This window comes from Rugamonas rivuli (assembly GCF_009380165.1).
Taxonomy (GTDB): domain Bacteria; phylum Pseudomonadota; class Gammaproteobacteria; order Burkholderiales; family Burkholderiaceae_D; genus Rugamonas; species Rugamonas rivuli.
Genome location: NZ_WHUF01000002.1, coordinates 23511 through 42666, shown reverse-complemented (window position 1 = coordinate 42666; position 19156 = coordinate 23511). Strand labels below are relative to the sequence as shown.

13 protein-coding genes and 2 pseudogenes are annotated in these 19156 nt (G+C 66.3%); 13 read left to right on the top strand and 2 right to left on the bottom strand.

The window, feature by feature from the left end:
* Positions 1-3: 3 nt before the first annotated feature.
* From GEV01_RS05355 to GEV01_RS05305, 13 genes and pseudogenes are all read left to right on the top strand, one after another.
* On the top strand, positions 4-900 hold the full coding sequence (locus GEV01_RS05355; protein ID WP_152802399.1) for an SMP-30/gluconolactonase/LRE family protein: 897 nt from the start codon (positions 4-6) through the stop codon (positions 898-900).
* A 120-nt stretch (positions 901-1020) separates the two neighbouring features.
* The gene (gene zwf / locus GEV01_RS05350; protein WP_152802397.1) at positions 1021-2493 is read left to right on the top strand and encodes a glucose-6-phosphate dehydrogenase; all 1473 of its coding nucleotides are present in this window, start codon (positions 1021-1023) and stop codon (positions 2491-2493) included.
* Positions 2494-3348 (top strand): SIS domain-containing protein, encoded by an 855-nt coding sequence (locus GEV01_RS05345; protein ID WP_008451275.1) that lies wholly within the window; start codon positions 2494-2496, stop codon positions 3346-3348. It abuts the gene before it with no gap.
* 80 nt (positions 3349-3428) lie between these two features.
* Positions 3429-4301 (top strand): annotated as a pseudogene (locus GEV01_RS31500) (M56 family metallopeptidase); the annotation flags it as partial.
* Between the two features lie 135 nt (positions 4302-4436).
* Complete coding sequence (gene blaOXA, locus GEV01_RS31495; protein ID WP_408014827.1) at positions 4437-5261, top strand: class D beta-lactamase; 825 nt, start codon at positions 4437-4439, stop codon at positions 5259-5261.
* 28 nt (positions 5262-5289) lie between these two features.
* Positions 5290-6051: pseudogene (gene blaOXA / locus GEV01_RS31490) on the top strand (class D beta-lactamase); the annotation flags it as partial.
* A complete protein-coding gene (gene ampC / locus GEV01_RS31485) occupies positions 6037-7149 on the top strand; it encodes a class C beta-lactamase (RefSeq protein WP_408014826.1) in 1113 nt (370 codons plus the stop codon). The pseudogene blaOXA (GEV01_RS31490) and the gene ampC, both read left to right, overlap by 15 nt.
* A 133-nt stretch (positions 7150-7282) precedes the next feature.
* Positions 7283-8218 carry a transaldolase gene (gene tal, locus GEV01_RS05330; RefSeq protein WP_152802391.1) on the top strand — a complete coding sequence of 312 codons (936 nt, stop codon included), beginning with the start codon at positions 7283-7285 and terminating at the stop codon, positions 8216-8218.
* 180 nt (positions 8219-8398) lie between these two features.
* Positions 8399-9589 carry an efflux RND transporter periplasmic adaptor subunit gene (locus tag GEV01_RS05325; RefSeq protein WP_152802389.1) on the top strand — a complete coding sequence of 397 codons (1191 nt, stop codon included), beginning with the start codon at positions 8399-8401 and terminating at the stop codon, positions 9587-9589.
* 15 nt (positions 9590-9604) lie between these two features.
* On the top strand, positions 9605-12757 hold the full coding sequence (locus tag GEV01_RS05320) for an efflux RND transporter permease subunit (RefSeq protein ID WP_152802387.1): 3153 nt from the start codon (positions 9605-9607) through the stop codon (positions 12755-12757).
* The gene (locus GEV01_RS05315) at positions 12750-14219 is read left to right on the top strand and encodes an efflux transporter outer membrane subunit (RefSeq protein WP_152803946.1); all 1470 of its coding nucleotides are present in this window, start codon (positions 12750-12752) and stop codon (positions 14217-14219) included. Before GEV01_RS05320 ends, GEV01_RS05315 begins: the two co-directional genes overlap by 8 nt.
* Before the next feature lie 100 nt (positions 14220-14319).
* On the top strand, positions 14320-15405 hold the full coding sequence (locus GEV01_RS05310) for a patatin-like phospholipase family protein (RefSeq protein ID WP_152802386.1): 1086 nt from the start codon (positions 14320-14322) through the stop codon (positions 15403-15405).
* Positions 15406-15528: 123 nt separating this feature from the next.
* Positions 15529-17298 (top strand): methyl-accepting chemotaxis protein, encoded by a 1770-nt coding sequence (locus GEV01_RS05305; protein ID WP_152802384.1) that lies wholly within the window; start codon positions 15529-15531, stop codon positions 17296-17298.
* Here GEV01_RS05305 and hemW read toward each other — a convergent pair.
* Entirely contained in the window at positions 17295-18554 is a 1260-nt protein-coding gene (gene hemW, locus GEV01_RS05300) for a radical SAM family heme chaperone HemW (RefSeq protein WP_152802382.1), read from the bottom strand. The two genes, GEV01_RS05305 and hemW, sit on opposite strands and share 4 nt — an antisense overlap.
* Entirely contained in the window at positions 18551-19135 is a 585-nt protein-coding gene (gene rdgB / locus GEV01_RS05295) for an RdgB/HAM1 family non-canonical purine NTP pyrophosphatase (RefSeq protein WP_152802380.1), read from the bottom strand. The genes hemW and rdgB overlap by 4 nt, the downstream gene beginning before the upstream one ends.
* Positions 19136-19156 lie beyond the last annotated feature (21 nt).

Below are 19156 nucleotides of genomic sequence, written 5' to 3'. Positions count from 1 at the left end.
ACCATGAGCACACCACACATCGAAATCGCCTACGACGCCGTCATGCAAACCGGCGAGTGCCCGTTGTGGCACGCGCAGGAGCAGGCGCTATACTGGGTCGACATCCCCACCTTCACCGTGCACCGCCTCGACCCCGCCACTGGCGCGCACCGTTCGTGGAAGCTCTCCAGCGAACCGGCCACGCTGGCCGTCAGCAACCAGGGCGGCCTGGTGGTCGCCATGCGCAGCGGCTTCGCGCACCTGGACACCGGCAGCGATGAAGTACGCCTGACCGAAATCGCCGCCGCGCCCTACGACACCGCCATCACCCGCTTCAACGACGGCCACGTCGACGGCGCCGGACGCTTCTGGGTCGGCACCATCTACGAACCGCGCGACAAGCCGGCCGCCGAGATGTTCGTGCTCGAAAAAGGCGCGATCCGCAAAGCCTGGTCGGGCGGCATGACCAACTCCAACGGCCTAGGTTTCAGCCCGGACTACACGGCCATGTACCACGCCGACACCAGCGCCCACCGCGTCACGAAGCTGGACTTCGACGTCGCCACCGGACTCGCTTCCAACCAGCGCCTGCTGCACCAGTTCTCGATGGACAAGGAGAACAACTACGGCGGCCGTCCCGACGGCGCCGCCGTCGACAGCGAAGGCAATTACTGGGTGGCGATGTTCGAAGGCGCGCGCCTGGTCAAGCTGTCGCCGTCCGGCGAATTGATCGGCGAGATCGCGCTGCCGGTGCGCTGCCCGACCATGATGGCCTTCGGCGGCGCCGACCTGCGCACGCTGTACGTCACCAGCGCCGGCGCCCGTCCCGCGCCCGAACTGGCCCAGTATCCGCTCAGCGGCAAACTGCTGGCCATCCGCGTCGATGTGGCCGGCCGCACGGAGCCTGCCTATATCGAATAAACTATATGCTGCAACCGCAGCATTTGTAGTAAATTTTCTTGCAAAACGATAATTTGCGTAGTAAATTTACGGTCACGACTAGACATCCCTCTTTCAGCACTCTACATACTGCGAATAATTATGGCTCTTACCGATTTTGACCTGGTTCTGTTTGGCGGCAGCGGCGATCTGGCGATGCGCAAATTGCTGCCCGCGATGTACGCCCGCGACGTGGCCAACGACTTGCCGGCCACCGCCCGCATCATCTGCGTCGGCCGCGCCGACGCCAGCCAGCAAGACTTCCTCAACACGGTAGAGACCACGTCCAAACCGCACATCAAGTCGCCGGCCGTCACGCCGGCCGCCTGGGCCAAGTTCACCGCCCGCATCGTGTATGTGTCGCTCAACGCCACCGACTCCGACAGCTACAAATCGCTGGTCGAGGCGCTGCGCAAGGACGACGCCATCACCAAGGTCTACTACCTGGCGACGCCGCCGGCGATCTTCTCTCAGATCTGCGAGAACCTGAAGACCAACGGCCTGGTGACGAAGAACTCGCGCGTGGTGCTGGAAAAACCGCTGGGCCGCGACCTGGCCTCGGCCAAACAGATCAACGCCGAAGTGGGCAAGGTCTTCGAAGAGTCGCAGATCTACCGTATCGACCACTACCTGGGCAAGGAGACCGTGCAGAATCTGCTGGCCCTGCGCTTCGGTAACATCCTGTTCGAGCCGCTGTGGCGCCGCGAGTGGATCTCCGACGTGCAGATCACCATCGCCGAGAAGCTGGGCGTGGGCAACCGCATGGGCTACTACGACACCTCGGGCGCGCTGCGCGACATGCTGCAAAACCACCTGCTGCAACTGCTGTGTATCGTCGCCATGGAGCCGCCGACCTCGATCGCGCCGGACGCCGTGCGCGATGCGAAATTGCAGGTGCTGCGTTCGCTGAAAAAATTCACCCCGACCACGCTGGCGCAGAACATCGTGCGCGGCCAGTACCGCGCCGGCCACGTGGACGGCAAGGCAGTGCCGAGCTACCGCGACGAACCGGATGCGCCGGAACATTCGCGCACCGAGACCTTCGTGGCGATGAAGGCGGAAATCGATACCTGGCGTTGGGCCGGCGTGCCGTTCTACCTGCGTACCGGCAAGCGCATGGCCGACGGCCTGGCCGAGATCGTGGTGCGCTTCAAGCAGATCCCGCATTCGATCTTCGCGCAGCCGACCAACAGCTTCCAGCCCAACTCGCTGGTGATCCGCTTGCAGCCGGACGAAGGCCTGCGCATGAACCTGATGGCCAAGACGCCGGGCGACGGCATGCGCCTGAAGCAGGCGGAGCTGGAACTGGACTTCCGCGAATCGTTCAAATCGCCACGCATGGACGCTTACGAGCGCCTGCTGCTCGACGTGCTGCGCGGCCAGCTGACGCTGTTCATGCGCGGCGACGAACTGGAAGCGGCGTGGGAATGGGTCGAACCTATCCTGAACAACTGGGAAGCCGACGACAGCTTCCCGATTCCATACGCCTCCGGCACGTGGGGCCCTGCCGCCGCATCGGCACTGATCGGCCGCGATGGCCTTCAGTGGCGCGAAGAAGCTTTGCCTGAGGATTAAATGCTTTTAGACTCCATCCGTACCCAGCTCGACTCGCTCTCCAAATCTGAGCGCAAGGTCGCGCTGGCCGTACTCGATCATCCGGGCCAGACGGTCAGCCAGAACATCACGGCGCTCGCCAAGAGCGCGCAGGTGTCCGAGCCGACCGTGGTGCGTTTTTGCCGCACGCTGGGCTACGATGGCTGGCATGAGTTCAAGCTCAAGCTGGCGCAAGGCCTGGCGCTGGCCCTGCCCGGCCTGAACGAGCAGCCGACCCAGGACGACCTGGCCGCAGACCTGGTCAACAAGATCTGTAGCCGCTCGATCAACACGCTGCTGGACCTGCGCAACAACCTCGACCCGGAAGCGATCCAGAAGGCGCTGGACATCCTGTCCAAGGCCAACAAGATCGAGTTCTACGGCCAGGGCACATCGGGCATCGTGGCGGCGGATGCGCAGCACAAGTTCTTCCGTTCCGGCGTGCCGACCGTGGCCTACGCCGACCCGCACATCCACAGTATCGCCGCCGCCCTGCTGCGCACCGGCGACGCCGTGGTGGCGATTTCGCAGCGCGGCAACAGCCCGTCGCTGGTGCGCTCGATCAAGCTGGCCCGCCGCGGCGGCGCCGACGTGATCGTGCTGGCGCCATCGGGCACGCCGCTGGCGGACCTGGCGACGGTGCTGATCCCGATCGACCTGATCTTCAACATCGATCCCTACACGCCGATCTCGGCGCGCCTGGCCTACCTGGTGGTGATCGACGTGCTGGCGGTCGGCCTGGCGCTGCAACGCGGCCCCGAGTTCCGCAAGAAGATGCAGAACGCCCAGAAAGCGCTGCAAGAGTTCGACCTGCAGTTCGACTCCTTCATCGGCTGACCAACCCGGGCAACAAAGGTTCTTGACGTCTTGCGACACGTGTCACATAATGCGTGACATCTGTCGCACAAAGGCGTCGTATGGCCATTTCCACCTTTCTGATATTCCGTTTTCTGCTCGCCAGCCTGGGCTGCCTGGCCGCCGGCCTGGTGGTGTGGGCATTGACGGCCGCCTGCCGCCGCCACCTGCCCCAGGTCGCCGTGCAGCGCTCCACCTGGCTGCTGGGCCAGATGACGATCATCGCGACCTTCCTGGCCATCCTGCTGCCGCACAGCGAGCGGCTGCGCCTGCTTCCTGCGATAGAACTGCCCGAGACCATGCTGGCCTCCCCCGCCGCTCCGGACCACGCCGCTACACCGGCGCCGGCCGCCGCCAAGGCCGATAGCGGCAATGCGGCAACCGACTACCGCGCCTGGCTGACCTTCGGCGCGCAAGCCTGGCTGTCGCTCTACTTGCTGGGGCTGGCCTACACCACAGGCCGCGTGCTACAGGCGCACCGCACACTGAACGGCCTGGCCGCCACCGGCGAGCGCCTGATCCTGGCGGGCCGGCATCTGGGCCTGGACATCGCCGCCACACCGCCGCCGCCATCGCTCACCGTCATCGAAGTCGATGCGCCGATCTCGCCGATGCTGTTCGGCTGGTTCCGCCCGCGCCTGCTGCTGCCGCGCCACCTGCGCAGCTTCGACCCGGAGCAGCAGCAGATGATCGTCGAACACGAACTGACGCATCTGCGCCGTCACGACCTGCAATGGATGAGCGCCGGCATCGTGCTGCAAACACTGCTGTGGTTCAATCCCTTCATGCGTCTGCTGCGCGACAACCTGGCATGGGCGCAGGAGCTCGGTTGCGACCGCGACGTGCTGCGCAACCGCCCTCCAGCGCAGCGCAAGGCGTATGCGGCCGCGCTGGTGGCGCAACTGCGCTTGCAGCCGCATCCGGCCACGCATCCAGCTACGCATCCAGCCAATACAGCGCTGGCCTTCGGCGGCGTCAGCGCCCGTACGGTGGCCGCGCGCATCAGCCTGATCCGCGAACCGGGCGCCACGCCGCGCGGACCGTGGGCGCGCGCCGCCACCATCACCGGCCTGGCAGGCGTCTTCGCCACCAGCCTGGCATTCCAGCCCGCCCTGGCCGACCGCGCCGCGCCGACAGCGCATACGGCAACGCCGGCCACCTTCAGCTGCACCGAAATGGTCGATGCCGCCAGCGGCGCGCAGCTGGTCCACGACGGCCTTTGCGACGAGCGCGTCACGCCGGCGTCGACCTTCAACATCGCCGTCAGCCTGATGGGCTATGACAGCGGCATACTGCGCGACGCCCACTCCCCCAGCCTGCCGTTCAAGCCCGGCTATATCGACTGGAACCCCGACTGGCGCGTCACGACCGACCCGACCAGCTGGATACGCAACTCCACCGTGTGGTACGCGCAGCAGGTGACGGCCGATATCGGCGCGCGCCGTTTCCAGCAGTATGTGAACAGCTTCGGCTACGGCAACCTGGATGTCTCGGGCGACGCCGGCAAGGACAACGGCCTGGCCATGTCCTGGATCGCGTCCAGCCTGAAGATATCGGCGGCCGAGCAGACGGCCTTCCTGCGCAAGGTCGTCAACCGGCAGTTGCCGCTGTCGGCCCACGCCTACGACATGACCGCCCGCCTCACCGCACTGGGCACCTTGCCGAACGGCTGGCAGCTCCACGGCAAGACCGGCACCGCCTCGCCGGTGCTGGCCGACGGCAGCGACGACCCGCAGCACAGCTACGGCTGGTTTGTCGGCTGGGCCACCAAGGACGGGCGCACCGTGGTCTTTTCCCGCCTGGTACTGGCGGACAAACAGGCCGGCTCCGCCGCCGGCCCCAGAACCAAGGACGCGTTCCTGCGCGACCTGCCTGCGCAACTGGACGCGCTCTAAACACACGTAACACCACCAAAGGAGTTGTATGAATTTTCGCCACATCATATTGGGGGCGCTGGCTAGTCTCGTCCCGATTTCCGCCGCCCACGCCACCGAAGTGTGCACGGCGCTTGCCGACAGCAACGGCCCGACCTTGTTCCAGCGGGGCGAGTGCCAGCGCCAGGTGACACCGGCGTCGACCTTCAAGATCGCCATCAGCCTGATGGGCTACGACGCCGGCATCCTGAAAGACCAGCACACGCCCAAGCTGCCGTTCCGTGCAGGCTATGTCGATTGGCGCGACGACTGGCGCCAGGATACCGATCCCACCAAGTGGATGAAGGACTCCGTGGTCTGGTATTCGCAGCAGGTCACGCAGCAGCTGGGCATGCAGCGCTTCGCCGGCTACGCCAGCAAATTCAAATACGGGAACGCCGACGTCGCGGGCGATGCCGAACATGACGGCCTGACCTTGTCGTGGATCTCCTCGTCGCTGAAGATCTCGCCGCTGGAGCAGCTGACCTTCCTGAACAAGGTGGTCAACCGCCAGCTGGGCGTCAGCGCCCGCGCCTACGACATGACTGCGCGCCTGACGCAGATCGACCAGCCGCTGGCCGGATGGCGCATCCACGGCAAGACCGGCTCCGCTTCCGGCTACGGCTGGTACGTGGGATGGGCAAGCAAGGGCAAGCGCAGCTTCAGCTTCGCGCACCTGATGCAAAGGGACGACACGCAGCCGAAGAATGTCCCGGCCGGCGTATTGGCGCGCGAGGCGCTGCTCAAGGAACTCCCGCTGCTGTTGGGCTCCGTGGAACAGGAGGCACTGCTCAGGGAAACGGTGGACCAGACCATCGAGCCGCTGATGAAAAAATACGATGTCCCCGGCATGGCGCTGGCGCTCACCGATCACGGTAAAAACTACGTCTTCAACTACGGCCTCGCCTCGCGGGAGACCCGCCAGCCCGTCGACCGCGACACGCTGTTCGAGGTCGGCTCGGTCAGCAAGACGCTGGTGGCCACGCTGGCCACCTACGCGCAAGCCCAGGGCCGCTTGGCGCTGTCCGACAAGGTCAGCCAGCATATGCCGGCGCTGCGCGGCAGCAGCTTCGACCACATCAACCTGATCCACCTGGGCACGCACACGGCCGGCGAATTCCCGATGCAGGTGCCCGACAACATCAAGAACTACGATCAGCTGATGGACTATTACCGCAGCTGGCAACAGCCGGCCAGCGCCGCCGGCGCCAGCCGAACCTACTCCAACCTGACTATCGGCCTGCTGGGCATGATCAGCGCCCAGAGCATGGGGCTGCCCTTTGCGGACGCGATGGAAAAGCAGCTGCTGCCCGCGCTGGGCATGCGGCAAACCTACATCAAGGTGCCGGCGGAGCAGATGAGGCACTACGCCCAGGGCTATAACAACGCCAATGCGCCGGTGCGCGTCCATCCCGATGTGCTGGAACCCGAGGCTTACGGCATCAAGACCACGGCGGCGGACCTGATCCATTTCGTCGACGCCAACCTGGGCCAAGCTGCGCTGGACGAACCGCTGCGCCAGGCGGTCGAGGCTACGCATATCGGCTACTTCAAGCTCGGCGCGATGACCCAGGATCTGATCTGGGAACAATACCCCGCCGCCGCAGGCCTGCCGGGCCTGCTGGTCAGCGCGTCCGAACAGGTGACGTGGAAGAGCAATCCGGTCACGCCGCTGACGCCGCCGCTGGCGCCGCAAGCCGATGCGCTGCTCCACAAGACCGGATCGACCGGCGGCTTCGGCGCCTACGTGCTCTTCAGCCCCGGCCGGAAAACCGGCATCGTCATGCTGGCCAACAAATTTTATCCGGGCGCGGCGCGGATCGAAGCCGCCCACCGCATCCTGTCCCAGCTGGAGCAACGAAGGGAATGATCTTGCCTAATCGGCAAACTGACCTTTATTGCGTGACAATATGGAGACTATTGGATTTCGCATTCTTTAACAATTCTTCACGGTTGAGTACAATAAGGCAAGCCTTACTCCCCTCAACTGATAGTCAGCGCATATGAACCAGCTCGAACAGCTCAAGAAATTCACCACCGTAGTGGCCGACACCGGCGATTTCCAGTCGATCCAGGCCTACACCCCGCGCGACGCCACCACCAATCCTTCGCTGATCCTGAAGGCGGTGCAAAAGGACGAGTACAAGCCGCTGCTGGAAAAGGCCGTGCGCGACAACCTCGACAACTCGATCGCCGAGACCATCGACCATCTGCTGATCGCCTTCGGCAAGCAGATCCTGCGCATCATCCCGGGCCGCGTGTCGACCGAGATCGACGCCCGTTTGTCGTTCGACGTCGAAGGCTCGGTAGCCAAGGGCCGCGAGCTGATCAAGCTGTACGAGCAGGCCGGCATCGAGCGCGAGCGCGTGCTGATCAAGATGGCCGCCACCTGGGAAGGCATCCGCGCCGCCGAGATCCTGGAAAAAGAAGGCATCCACTGCAATATGACGCTGCTGTTCTCGCTGGGCCAGGCCATCGCCTGCGCCGAAGCGGGCGCGCAGCTGATCTCGCCGTTCGTCGGCCGCATCTACGACTGGTACAAGAAATCGACCGGCATCGACTACGTCGGCGCCGAAGACCCGGGCGTGCAGTCGGTGCGCCGCATCTACAACTACTACCGCAAGTTCGGCTACAAGACCGAAGTGATGGGCGCGAGCTTCCGCAACACCGGCCAGATCCTGGAACTGGCCGGCTGCGACCTGCTGACCATCAGCCCGGACCTGCTGCAAAAGCTGGCCGACTCCAACGCGCCGGTCGAGCGCAAGCTGAGCACGGAGAGCGTGCCGGGCGCCGGCATCATCAAGCTGTCGCAGGACGAGAAGACCTTCCGCTTCCAGCTCAACGAAGACCAGATGGCGTCGGAAAAGCTGGGCGAAGGCATCCGCGCCTTCTGCGCCGACTCCGGCAAACTGAAGCAAATCATCTCCGGCATGCGCTGATCCGGCGCACGGCGGCACACCAGGCGGGGACGCGGCGCAGGCCGCGTCCCCGCTTTTTTTCGCCTTTGACCTATACAAAACGTTACATTACTGGCTGTATTACAATGTTGCGACCTTAGCCAGCGCCCCAGCATGGCTGACCAAGCTCGATACATACCTCCTTTCACGAGACCTTCATCCATGAGATCAGTCCCTCGTTATACCGCCGTTGCCTCCGCCGTTTTCGCCTTATCCCTGTTGACTGCCTGCGGCGACAAAGCCGCGGCTCCCGCAGCTCCGCCCCCCGCCGCCGTCGCCGTCATCACCGTCGCTCCCGCCGCCCTCACCCTGAGCACCGAACTCCCGGGCCGCACGGAAGCGTCGCGCATTGCGCAGGTGCGCGCCCGGACCGCCGGCATCGTGCTGCAGCGCGTGTTCAAGGAAGGCGGCGACGTCAAGGCGGGCGAGGTGCTGTTCCGCATCGATCCGGCCCAGTTCCAGGCTTCCTACGACAGCGCCCAGGCGGCCGTCGCCAAGGCCGAGGCCAACCTGGCCCAGGCCGACTTAAAGGTAAAACGATATAAACCGTTGCTGGCCGCGCAAGCCGTCAGCCAGCAGGAATACGACGACGCCGTCACCGCGCAGAAGCAGGCCGCCGCCGACCTGGCCACGTCCAAGGCCGCGCGCACCAACGCCGGCCTGACGCTGGGCTACGCCACCGTCAGCTCGCCGATCTCCGGCCGCATCGGCCGCGCGCTGGTCACGGAAGGCGCGCTGGTCGGCCAGGGCGAAGCGACGCCGATGGCCACCGTGCAGACGCTGGACCCGATCTACGTCACCATTACCCAGTCGTCGACCGAGCTGCTGAAGCTCCAGCGCGCGCTGGCCGAGGGCAAGCTCAAAGGCGCCGGCAAGAACGAGGCGCGCGTGACGCTGGTGACGGAAGACGGCCAGGCCTATCCGCAAGCCGGCCGCCTGCTGTTCTCCGACGTGTCGGTGGACGAAAGCACCGGCGCGGTGGCGATGCGTGCCGAATTCCCCAACCCTAACCGCACCCTGCTCCCCGGCATGTATGTGCGCGCCCGCCTGGAGCAAGGCGTCAGCGAAGCGGCCATCAGCGTGCCGCAGCAGGCCGTGGTGCGCAGCCCTGAAGGCTCGTCGGTGCTGATCGTCGGCGCCGACAACAAGGTGATCTCGCAGCCGGTGACGGCCACCGCCAACGATGGCCAGAACTGGGTGGTCAGCTCCGGCCTCAAAGGCGGCGAGCGCATCGTGGTCGAAGGCTTCCAGAAGGCCAAGCCCGGCGCCACCGTCAATCCGCAGCCGTGGAAAGGCCCGGTGGGCACGTCGCCCGCCGCCGCGCCGGCCGCAGCTGCTGCTTCCGCCAAATAACCCCGGGGAGTCCTGATGGCCAAGTTTTTCATCGACCGCCCCGTGTTCGCGTGGGTGATCGCACTATTCATTTTGCTGGGCGGGATGCTGGCGATCACGGTGCTGCCCGTGTCGCAATACCCGACCATCGCGCCGCCATCGATCGTGGTGACGGCCAACTACCCCGGCGCCACCGCGCAGGTGCTGGACGACGCCGTCACCAGCGTGATCGAACAGGAGATGAACGGGGCCGACGGCCTGCAGTACGTCGAATCGTCCAGTGAGGCCAGCGGCGCCGTGACCATCACCGTCACCTTCGTCCCCGGCACCAATCCGGACCTGGCGGCGGTCGATGTACAGAACCGCATCAAGCGCGTGGAATCGCGCCTGCCGGCCGCCGTTACGCAGCAGGGCGTGCAGGTCAACAAGGCGCGCTCCAACATCCTGATGTTCGTCGGCCTGACTTCGACCGACGGCCGCCTCGATCCGACCGGCCTTGGCGACTACATGGCGCGCAACGTGGTCAACGAGATCAAGCGCATACCGGGCGTGGGCCAGGCGCAGTTGTTCGGCACCGAACGGGCGATGCGCATCTGGGTCGATCCGGCCAAGCTGATCGGCCTGAAGATGAATATGGCCGACGTCACCGCCGCCATCCGCGCACAGAACGCCCAGGTCACATCGGGCACGCTGGGCGACCTGCCCAGCCCCGCCAAGCAGACCTTCTCCGCGCCCATCGTGGTCACGGGCCAGCTGTCGTCCACCACCGAATTCGGCCAGATCGTACTGCGCGCAAATCCCAACGGCTCGCTGGTGCGCTTGAAGGACGTGGCGCGCATCGAAATGGGCGGCGCCAACTTCAACATCAACGCGCGCCTGAACGGTGCGCCGTTCGCGGCCATCGCGGTGCAGCTGTCGCTGACCGGTAACGCACTGCAAACGGCGACCGCGGTGCGCGAGAAGATGGATCAATTGGCCAAGTACTTCCCGCCCGGCGTGAAGTACACCATCCCTTACGACACCTCGCTGTTCGTCAAGATCTCCATCGAGGAAGTGGTCAAGACCCTGCTCGAAGCGGTGGTGCTGGTGTTCCTGGTGATGTACCTGTTCCTGCAAAACTTCCGCTACACGCTGATCCCGACCATCGTGGTGCCGGTGGCGCTGATGGGCACTTTCGCCGCGATGCAGCTGTTCGGCTTCTCGATCAACGTGCTGACCATGTTCGGCATGGTGCTGGCCATCGGCATCCTGGTCGATGACGCCATCGTGGTGGTGGAAAACGTCGAGCGCATCATGAGCGAGGAAGGCCTGTCGCCGCGCGACGCCACCCGCAAGGCGATGGGCCAGATCACCGGCGCCATCATCGGCATCACGCTGGTGCTGATCGCCGTGTTCATTCCGATGGCCTTCTTCGGCGGCGCGGTCGGCGCGATCTACCGCCAGTTCTCGCTGGCGATGGTGTCGGCCATGCTGTTCTCGGCGCTGATGGCGCTGACGCTGACGCCGGCGCTGTGCGCCACCATTTTGAAACCGGTGCAGGCCGGCCATCACCACGAGAAGAAAGGCTTCTTCGGCTGGTTCAACCGCCAGTTCGCGGTGACGGCCACCGGCTACCAGGGCGTGATCGCCAAGATGATCAAGCGCACCGGCCGTTACCTGGTGGTGTTCGCGCTGATCTGCGGCGTGGTGGGCTGGCTGTATGCGCGCCTGCCGTCGTCCTTCCTGCCGAACGAAGACCAGGGCTACCTGATCGCCAACGTGCAGCTGCCGGCCGGCGCGTCGACCAGCCGCACGCAGGCCGTGCTGGCGCAGGCCGACGCCTACTTCCGCAAGCAGCCGGGCGTGGCCCGCACCATCGCGGTGGCGGGCTTCAGCTTCTCCGGCAACGGCCAGAACGCCGGCCTGGTGTTTATTCCGCTCAAGGACTGGAAGGAACGCGGCCCCGAGGAATCGGCGCAGGCCATTGCGCAGCGCGCGTTCGGTGCGCTGTCCGGCATCGCCGACGCGGTGATCTTCCCGCTGTCGCCGCCGCCGATCCGCGAACTGGGTAACGCCACCGGCATCACCGCGCGCCTGCAGGACCGCAGCGCGCTGGGTCACGACGCGCTGATCGCGGCGCGCAACCAGCTGCTGGGCATGGCCGGCAAGAGCGCCATCCTCAAGGGCCTGCGTCCCGAAGGTTTGGAGGATTCGCCGCAGCTGCAAGTCGATATCGACCGCGAGAAGGCCAATGCGCTGGGCGTGAGCTTCGCCGACATCAATTCGATGATGTCGACCGCGCTCGGCTCGTCCTACGTCAACGACTTCGCCAGCAGCGGGCGCCAGCAGCGCGTGATCGTGCAGGCCGACGCGCCGCGCCGCCTGCAACCGGAAGACATCATGCAGCTCAACGTGCGCAGCGCCAGCGGCACGATGGTGCCGTTCTCCTCGTTCGCCAAATCGCACTGGATACAAGGTCCGGTACAGCTGGTGCGCTACAACGGCTACCCCGCCATCAAGCTGACCGGCGACGCCGCGCCTGGCCGTTCGACCGGCGAGGCGATGGACGAACTGGAACGCCTGGCGGCGCAGCTGCCGCCGGGCTTCAGCATCGAATGGACCGGTCAGTCGCTGGAAGAGAAGACCTCCGGCTCGCAGGCGCCGATGCTGTTCGCGCTGTCGCTGCTGGCCGCCTTCCTGGTGCTGGCGGCGCTGTATGAAAGCGAATCGATCCCGGTGGCGGTGCTGCTGGTGGTGCCGCTCGGCGTGCTGGGCGCGCTGCTGGGCGCCAGCCTGCGCGGGCTGCCGAACGATGTGTACTTCAAGGTCGGCCTGATCGCTATCATCGGCCTGTCGGCCAAGAACGCGATCCTGATCATCGAATTCGCCAAGGACTTGCAGGCGCAGGGCAAGGGCCTGATCGAAGCGACGCTGGAGGCGGTGCATCTGCGCTTCCGACCGATCATCATGACCTCGCTGGCCTTCATTCTCGGCGTGCTGCCGCTGGTGATCGCCACCGGCGCGGGTTCGGCCAGCCAGCGCGCCATCGGCACCGGCGTGATGGGCGGGATGATCACGGCCACGGTGCTGGCGGTGTTCCTGGTGCCGGTGTTCTTCGTCGTGATACGCAAGATCTTCAAGGGCAGCGAACGCCAGCGCAAACTGGCCGCACATGAAATGAACGATAAGAACCATGAAACCTATGACTAAGTTTGCCCGTAAGCCTGTCCATAAGCCTGTCCTGCCCCTGGCCGTATTGGCGGCGGCCCTGCTGTCGGCGTGCTCGATGGCGCCGACCTACCAGCGCCCGGCCGCGCCGGTGGCTGCGGCCTTCCCGGCCGATACCGCTGGCGCGGCCGCCCGCACCAGCGTGCCGCTGCCGTTGGCGGCCGGCGCCCGCGAGGCGGTCGATACCGGCTGGCGCGATTACTTCGCCGATCCGCGCCTGCAGCAGCTGATCGCCGCCGCGCTGGAGAACAACCGCGACCTGCGCACGGCCGCGCTGCGCATCGAGGAGGCGCGCGCGCAGTACGACATCCAGTCGGCCGACCGTCTGCCGAATCTGAACGCCAATGCGGCCGTCACCAAGGCCAAGACACCGGCCTTCCTGTCGCCGAGCGGGCAGACCTCGATCGGCAAGCGCTATGACGCGGGATTGGCGATTTCCGCTTTCGAGCTGGATTTCTTCGGCCGCGTGAAAAGCCTGAACGATGCGGCGCTGGCGGCCTACCTGGCCACCAGCGAAGCGCGCCAGGCGGCGCAAATCAGCCTGGTGGCGCAGGTGGCGCAAGCCTATTACACCGAGCGCGCCTACGCCGAGCAGTACGCGCTGGCGCAGCAGACCTACGACGCCCGCGCCCGCACCTACAAGTTGACGCAGCAGCGCGCCGAAGTGGGCGCCTCGTCGCGCCTGGACCTGCGCTCCAGCGAGACGCTGATGGAAACCGCGCGCGCCGCCGCGCTGACGCTGGCCCGCCAGCGCGCACAGGCCGACAACGCGTTGACGCTGCTGGTCGGCCAACCCGCCAGCGGCGCCAATGCCGGTGCAGCCGGCGCCATGCCCAGCGACCGCCAGATCGATGACCTGAGCGCGCTGCCGGCCGGGCTGCCGTCGGACTTGCTGGCCCGCCGTCCCGACCTGCGCGCCGCCGAGCAGCGGCTGATATCGGCCAACGCCAACATCGGCGCCGCGCGCGCCGCCTTCTTCCCGCGCATCAGCCTGACGGCCGCGCTGGGCAGCAGCAGCCCGTCGCTCAATGGTCTGTTCGACGGCGGCTCGGGCAGCTGGTCGTTCGCGCCGCAGCTGACGCTGCCGATCTTCGACGCCGGCCGCAACCGCGCCAACCTGGGCCTGGCAGAAGTGCGCAAGAACATCGCCGTAGCCGACTACGAGAAAGCCATCCAGACCGCCTTCCGCGAAGTAGCCGACGCATTGGCCGCACGCGACTACCTGGGCGAACAGGTGGCGGCGCAGCGCGCGGTGCAGGAAGCGCAGGCCGACCGCCTGAAGCTGCTGCAACTGCGCCAGGACAACGGTGTCGCCAGCTCGCTGGACGTGCTGGACGCGCAGCGCGAACTGTTCAGCGCCCAGCAAGCCCTGGTGCAAGCCCGCCTGCTGCGCACCACCAGCGCCATCGACCTGTACCGCGCCCTCGGCGGCGGCATAAAATAACCACCGTCGTTCCCGCGCAGGCGGGAACCCATACAATGTATCCGTCACAAGCTCAGTATTGATTCCCGCCTGCGCGGGAATGACTCGCGGATTTTCAACCATGACTTCTCCGATCACCATCCGCCTGGGCGCGCGCGCCCGGCAGCGTATTGCCGCCGAAGGTGTGCAAGCGGCCGATATCGCCATCGTGCCGGCCGCCGCCGGCGGCCCCAAGGGCCTGATCCTGCACGGCCTCGATTGCTGGATGTTCGGCGGCTGGCTGCAGGCCGCGCCGCGCCAGCGCCGCCTGGTCGGCGCCTCCATCGGCGCCTGGCGCATGGCCGCCTCCACCTTCGACGATCCGGTCGCCGCCCACAAACGCCTGGCCCGCCTGTACGCCGCCCAGCGCTATCCGGCCAAGGTCACGCCCGCCTACGTCAGCCAGACCTGCCGCGCCCTGCTCGACGAACTGCTCGACGGCCGCGCCGCCGAAGCAGTTAGCCACCCCGACCATCACCTGTCGGTGCTGACGGTGCGCGGCGTCGGCCCGCTCGGCCGCACCGGCGGCCAACGCTGGCGCGAGATGGCCGGCTTCCTACACGCCGCCGCCAGCAACACGCTGGCGCGCCGCCACCTGGCCGCATCGATGGAACGCGTGGTCTTCCACCACGCCGGCGACGACGCCGACTGGCTGCGCCAGCCCTTCGACGCCTTCGCCGCCCACTTCGTCGGCCTGCAGCCGGCCAACCTGCGCGACGCCCTGCTGGCCTCGGGCTCGATCCCGCTGGTGCTCGACGCCGTGTCGGCCATCGCCGGCGCCCCGGACGGCGCCTACTGGGACGGCGGCCTGATCGACTACCACCTGCACCTGCCCTACCAGCGCGATCCCGGCCTGGTGCTGTATCCGCACTTCAGCGACTACATCGTGCCCGGCTGGCTGGACAAGGCCATGCCGTGGCGCCGCGCCGGCGCCCGCGGCGGCGATCCGGCGCTGGACAATGTGATCCTGGTGTCGCCGTCGCCCGCCTTCGTCGCCAGCCTGCCCAACGGCAAGCTGCCCGACCGCCGCGACTTCAAGTTCTACGGCCAGGACCACGCCGCCCGCACCCGCGACTGGACCCGCGCCATCGCCGAAAGCGAACGCCTGGCCGAGGCCTTCGCCCGCTGGTGCGAGCGGCCCGACCTGAGCCTGGCCGCCGCCTTCTGATTGTTTCAAAAAAGCAACGGAACCCTCCGAAGTTGCATGACCGCCGCCGGGCCACGGGTGCATACTTGAACCCTGCAAGCCGCGCCGCCCGGCGCGCACAGCCGCTTCCATCGGAGTGACATCATGAACTTTCTGGCTCATCTGCGTATCGGCACCCGCCTCGCCGTCGGCTTCGCCATCGTCCTGCTGCTGGCCATCTTCGCCACCTCGGTGGCGCTGTACAACGCCCGCGCCAACGCCGAGGCCACCCGCCACATGATGGAAAAACCGCTGGCCAAGGAACGCCTGGCCTCCGACTGGTACGTGCTGATCTACTCGGCCGTGGCGCGCACCGCGCTGATCGCCCGCAGCAGCGACGACACGCTGTCGACCACCTTCGCCGACGTCATCGCCGACAGCACCAAGCGCGGCGGCGAACTGATAGGCAAACTCAAGGAACTGCTGGTCAGCGACGAGGAAAAGGCCGTGTTCGACGCCTCCGCAGCGCTGCGCGCCACCTACCAGAAGGCCAAGACCGACATCATGAACGCCAAGAAGGCCGGCAGCGCCGAGGAGGCGGAAAAACTGTACAAGGATGTCTTCATGCCGTCGGCCACGGCGTACCAGAACAAGGTGCAGGCGCTGCTGACCTTGCAGCGCAAGGCCATCGACGACACCGCCCATGCGATCGACGCCGCCAACGACCGCAGCAACATGCTGCTGATGGTGCTGGCGGTGCTGATGGTGACGATAGGCTCGCTGGCGGCGTGGGTGATCTCGCGCTCGATCACGGTGCCGCTGAAGTCGGCGGTGGACATCGCCGCCACCGTCGCCAACGGCGACCTGACCACCCGCTTCGACGCCGAGACCACCAAGTGCGAGATCGGCGACCTGATGACCGCCTTGAAGGGCATGAACGATGCGCTGCGCAATGTGGTCAGCCAGGTGCAGAGCGGCACCACCACCATCGCCACCGCTTCCAATGAAATCGCCGCCGGCAATATGGACCTGTCGTCGCGCACCGAGGAGCAGGCCAGCTCGCTGGAGGAGACCGCGTCGTCGATGGAGGAGCTGACCTCCACCGTCAAGCAGAACGCCGAGAACGCCAAGCAGGCCAACCAGCTGGCCCAGGCCGCGTCCGACGTGGCCGAGCGCGGCGGCACCATCGTCGGCCAGGTGGTCGACACCATGGGTTCGATCAACACCTCGGCGCGCAAGATCGTCGACATCATCGGCGTCATCGACGGCATCGCCTTCCAGACCAATATCCTGGCGCTGAACGCGGCGGTGGAAGCGGCGCGCGCCGGCGAACAGGGGCGCGGCTTCGCGGTGGTGGCTTCCGAAGTGCGCAACCTGGCGCAGCGTTCGGCGGCGGCGGCCAAGGAAATCAAGGAGCTGATCGGCAATTCGGTCGAGCAGGTCGACATCGGCGCCAGGCTGGTGCAGCAGGCCGGCACCACCATGGGCGACGTGGTGGCCAGCGTGCGCCGCGTGACCGACATCATGGGCGAGATCACCTCGGCCAGCAGCGAGCAAAGCCTGGGCATCGACCAGATCAACATCGCCATCGGCCAGATGGACGAGGTGACGCAGCAGAACGCGGCCCTGGTGGAACAGTCGGCGGCGGCGGCGGCCAGCATGCAGGAACAGGCGGCGCGCCTGGCCGATGTGGCTTCGTCGTTCAAGCTGGGGGATGAGGTGCGGCAGACGGCGCTGGCCGCTCCGGCGCGGTCGGCTCCGGCCCCTGCGCGGACGCAGGCAGCGGTGCAAGCCACGGCGTTGCCGGCGGCCCGCCCTGCCCGTCCGGCCTCAGCGCCCGCCGCGCGCCCCGCAGCGCCAGCAACGGCAGCCTCGCGGCTATCGGCAGGCAAGCCCGCCGCCGTCGGCGGCGACCAGGACTGGGAAGAGTTCTAACCCTTGAGGAACATCTGCTGCAAGTCGTTGAGGAAGCGCTGGCCCAGCTCGGTCGGCTTGATCAGCTTGTAGTCGCGGTAGAGCAGGCCCTTGGCTTCGGCCGCGTTCAACTGCTGCTCGATCGCGTTCAGGCTTAACCCTGTGCGCTCGCTGAACAGGTTGGGATCGAAGCCGCCGTGCAGGCGCAGCGTGTTGAGCATGAACTCGAAGCCCATGTCGTCGCGCCCGATCTCGTACTCGTCCTGCACCGGCGCGCCCAGGCGCACCTGCTCCATATAGGCCTTGGGCTGCTTGTAGCGCGCCTGGCGCAGGATGCGGTGCGGGAACGACAGCTTGGAGTGCGCGCCGGCACCGATGCCGAGATAGTCGCCGAATTCCCAATAATTCAGGTTGTGGCGCGCGCGGCGGCCCTCCTTCGCATAGGCCGACACCTCGTACTGGCCGTAGCCGTTGGCGGCGGTCAGCTCGGCGATCAGGTCCTGCATGTCGGCGCTGGCGTCGTCGTCCGGCAGCGCCGGCGGGTACTTGGCGAACAGCGTGTTCGGCTCCATCGTCAGGTGGTACAGCGACAGGTGCGGCGGCTGGAAGGCCATCGCGGTTTCGACGTCGTGGCGCGCTTCCTCCAGCGTCTGCGACGGCAGCGCGTACATCAGGTCGAGGTTGAAGTTGTCGAAGTTGGCCTGCGCGATTTCCACCGCCCGCTTGGCTTCATTGTCGTCGTGGATGCGGCCCAGCGCCTTCAGGTGGCGGCTGTTGAAACTCTGGATGCCGATCGACAGGCGATTGATGCCGCTGGCGCGGTAGGACTTGAACTTCTCGGCCTCGAAGGTGCCGGGATTGGCCTCCATCGTGATCTCGCAGTCGCTGTCCAGCGGCAGCAGCGTGCGCACGTCCGACAGCAGGCGGTCCAGCCCTGCGGCCGACATCAGGCTCGGCGTGCCACCGCCGATGAATATCGTATAAATCTTTCTGCCCCAGATCAGCGGCAGCGCCATTTCCAGGTCGGTGCGCAGCGCGTCCAGGTATTCCTGTTCGGGGAATGTATGGCCGTCCTTGGCTTCGTGCGAGTTGAAGTCGCAGTAAGGGCACTTCTTCACGCACCACGGGAAGTGGATGTACAGCGACAACGGCGGCAGCGCCTGCAGGTTCAGCGAACCGGCCTGCAGGTATTTGGCGGCGACGCCGGCCGCTTCGCTGATGTCGGTGGCCGGCTTGGCTGCCTTGCTGGTGGCGCCGACGATTTTAATCGGGATCATTTCAGTTTCTCTACCAGCGCGCGCAGGGCCTGGCCGCGGTGCGACAAGGCGTTTTTTTCATCGGCCGTCAGCTCGGCGGCGCATTTGCCCAGTGCCGGGATGTAGAAGTGCGGGTCGTAGCCGAAGCCGCCGTTGCCGCGCGGGGTGGCGATCATTTCGCCGTTCCAGCGGCCGTCGGCGATGACTGGTTGCGGGTCGTCGGCGTGGCGTACGAACACCAGCACGCAGTAGTAGTACGCGGACTTGTCGGCATGGGCTGCCAGGTCGGCGATCATTTTCTCGTTGTTGCGGGCGTCCGATTTCGGTTCGCCGGCAAAGCGCGCCGAGTACACGCCGGGGGCGCCGCCCAGCGCGTTGACGCAGACGCCGGAATCGTCGGCCAGCGCCGGCAGCCCGGTCAGGCGCGAGGCGTGGCGGGCTTTTTGCAGGGCGTTTTCAACGAAAGTGTGGAACGGCTCGTCGGCCTCGGGCACGTCGTACTCGCCCTGGGCGTGGACGGAAAAGCCCACGGTGGACAGCAGTTCGTTGAATTCCTTGAGTTTGCCGGCGTTGTTCGAGGCGAGGATCAGGCGTTGGGTCATGGTGTAGGGCTGCATGTGGCG

Excerpts from the sequence above, each read along its gene's own strand:
- GEV01_RS05355 (WP_152802399.1), top strand. The coding sequence starts at position 4 with ATGAGCACACCACACATCGAAATCGCCTACGACGCCGTCATGCAAACC.
- zwf (WP_152802397.1), top strand. The coding sequence starts at position 1,021 with ATGGCTCTTACCGATTTTGACCTGGTTCTGTTTGGCGGCAGCGGCGAT.
- GEV01_RS05345 (WP_008451275.1), top strand. The coding sequence starts at position 2,494 with ATGCTTTTAGACTCCATCCGTACCCAGCTCGACTCGCTCTCCAAATCT.
- tal (WP_152802391.1), top strand. The coding sequence starts at position 7,283 with ATGAACCAGCTCGAACAGCTCAAGAAATTCACCACCGTAGTGGCCGAC.
- GEV01_RS05325 (WP_152802389.1), top strand. The coding sequence starts at position 8,399 with ATGAGATCAGTCCCTCGTTATACCGCCGTTGCCTCCGCCGTTTTCGCC.
- GEV01_RS05320 (WP_152802387.1), top strand. The coding sequence starts at position 9,605 with ATGGCCAAGTTTTTCATCGACCGCCCCGTGTTCGCGTGGGTGATCGCA.
- GEV01_RS05315 (WP_152803946.1), top strand. The coding sequence starts at position 12,750 with ATGACTAAGTTTGCCCGTAAGCCTGTCCATAAGCCTGTCCTGCCCCTG.
- GEV01_RS05310 (WP_152802386.1), top strand. The coding sequence starts at position 14,320 with ATGACTTCTCCGATCACCATCCGCCTGGGCGCGCGCGCCCGGCAGCGT.
- GEV01_RS05305 (WP_152802384.1), top strand. The coding sequence starts at position 15,529 with ATGAACTTTCTGGCTCATCTGCGTATCGGCACCCGCCTCGCCGTCGGC.
- hemW (WP_152802382.1), bottom strand. The coding sequence starts at position 18,554 with ATGATCCCGATTAAAATCGTCGGCGCCACCAGCAAGGCAGCCAAGCCG.
- rdgB (WP_152802380.1), bottom strand. The coding sequence starts at position 19,135 with ATGACCCAACGCCTGATCCTCGCCTCGAACAACGCCGGCAAACTCAAG.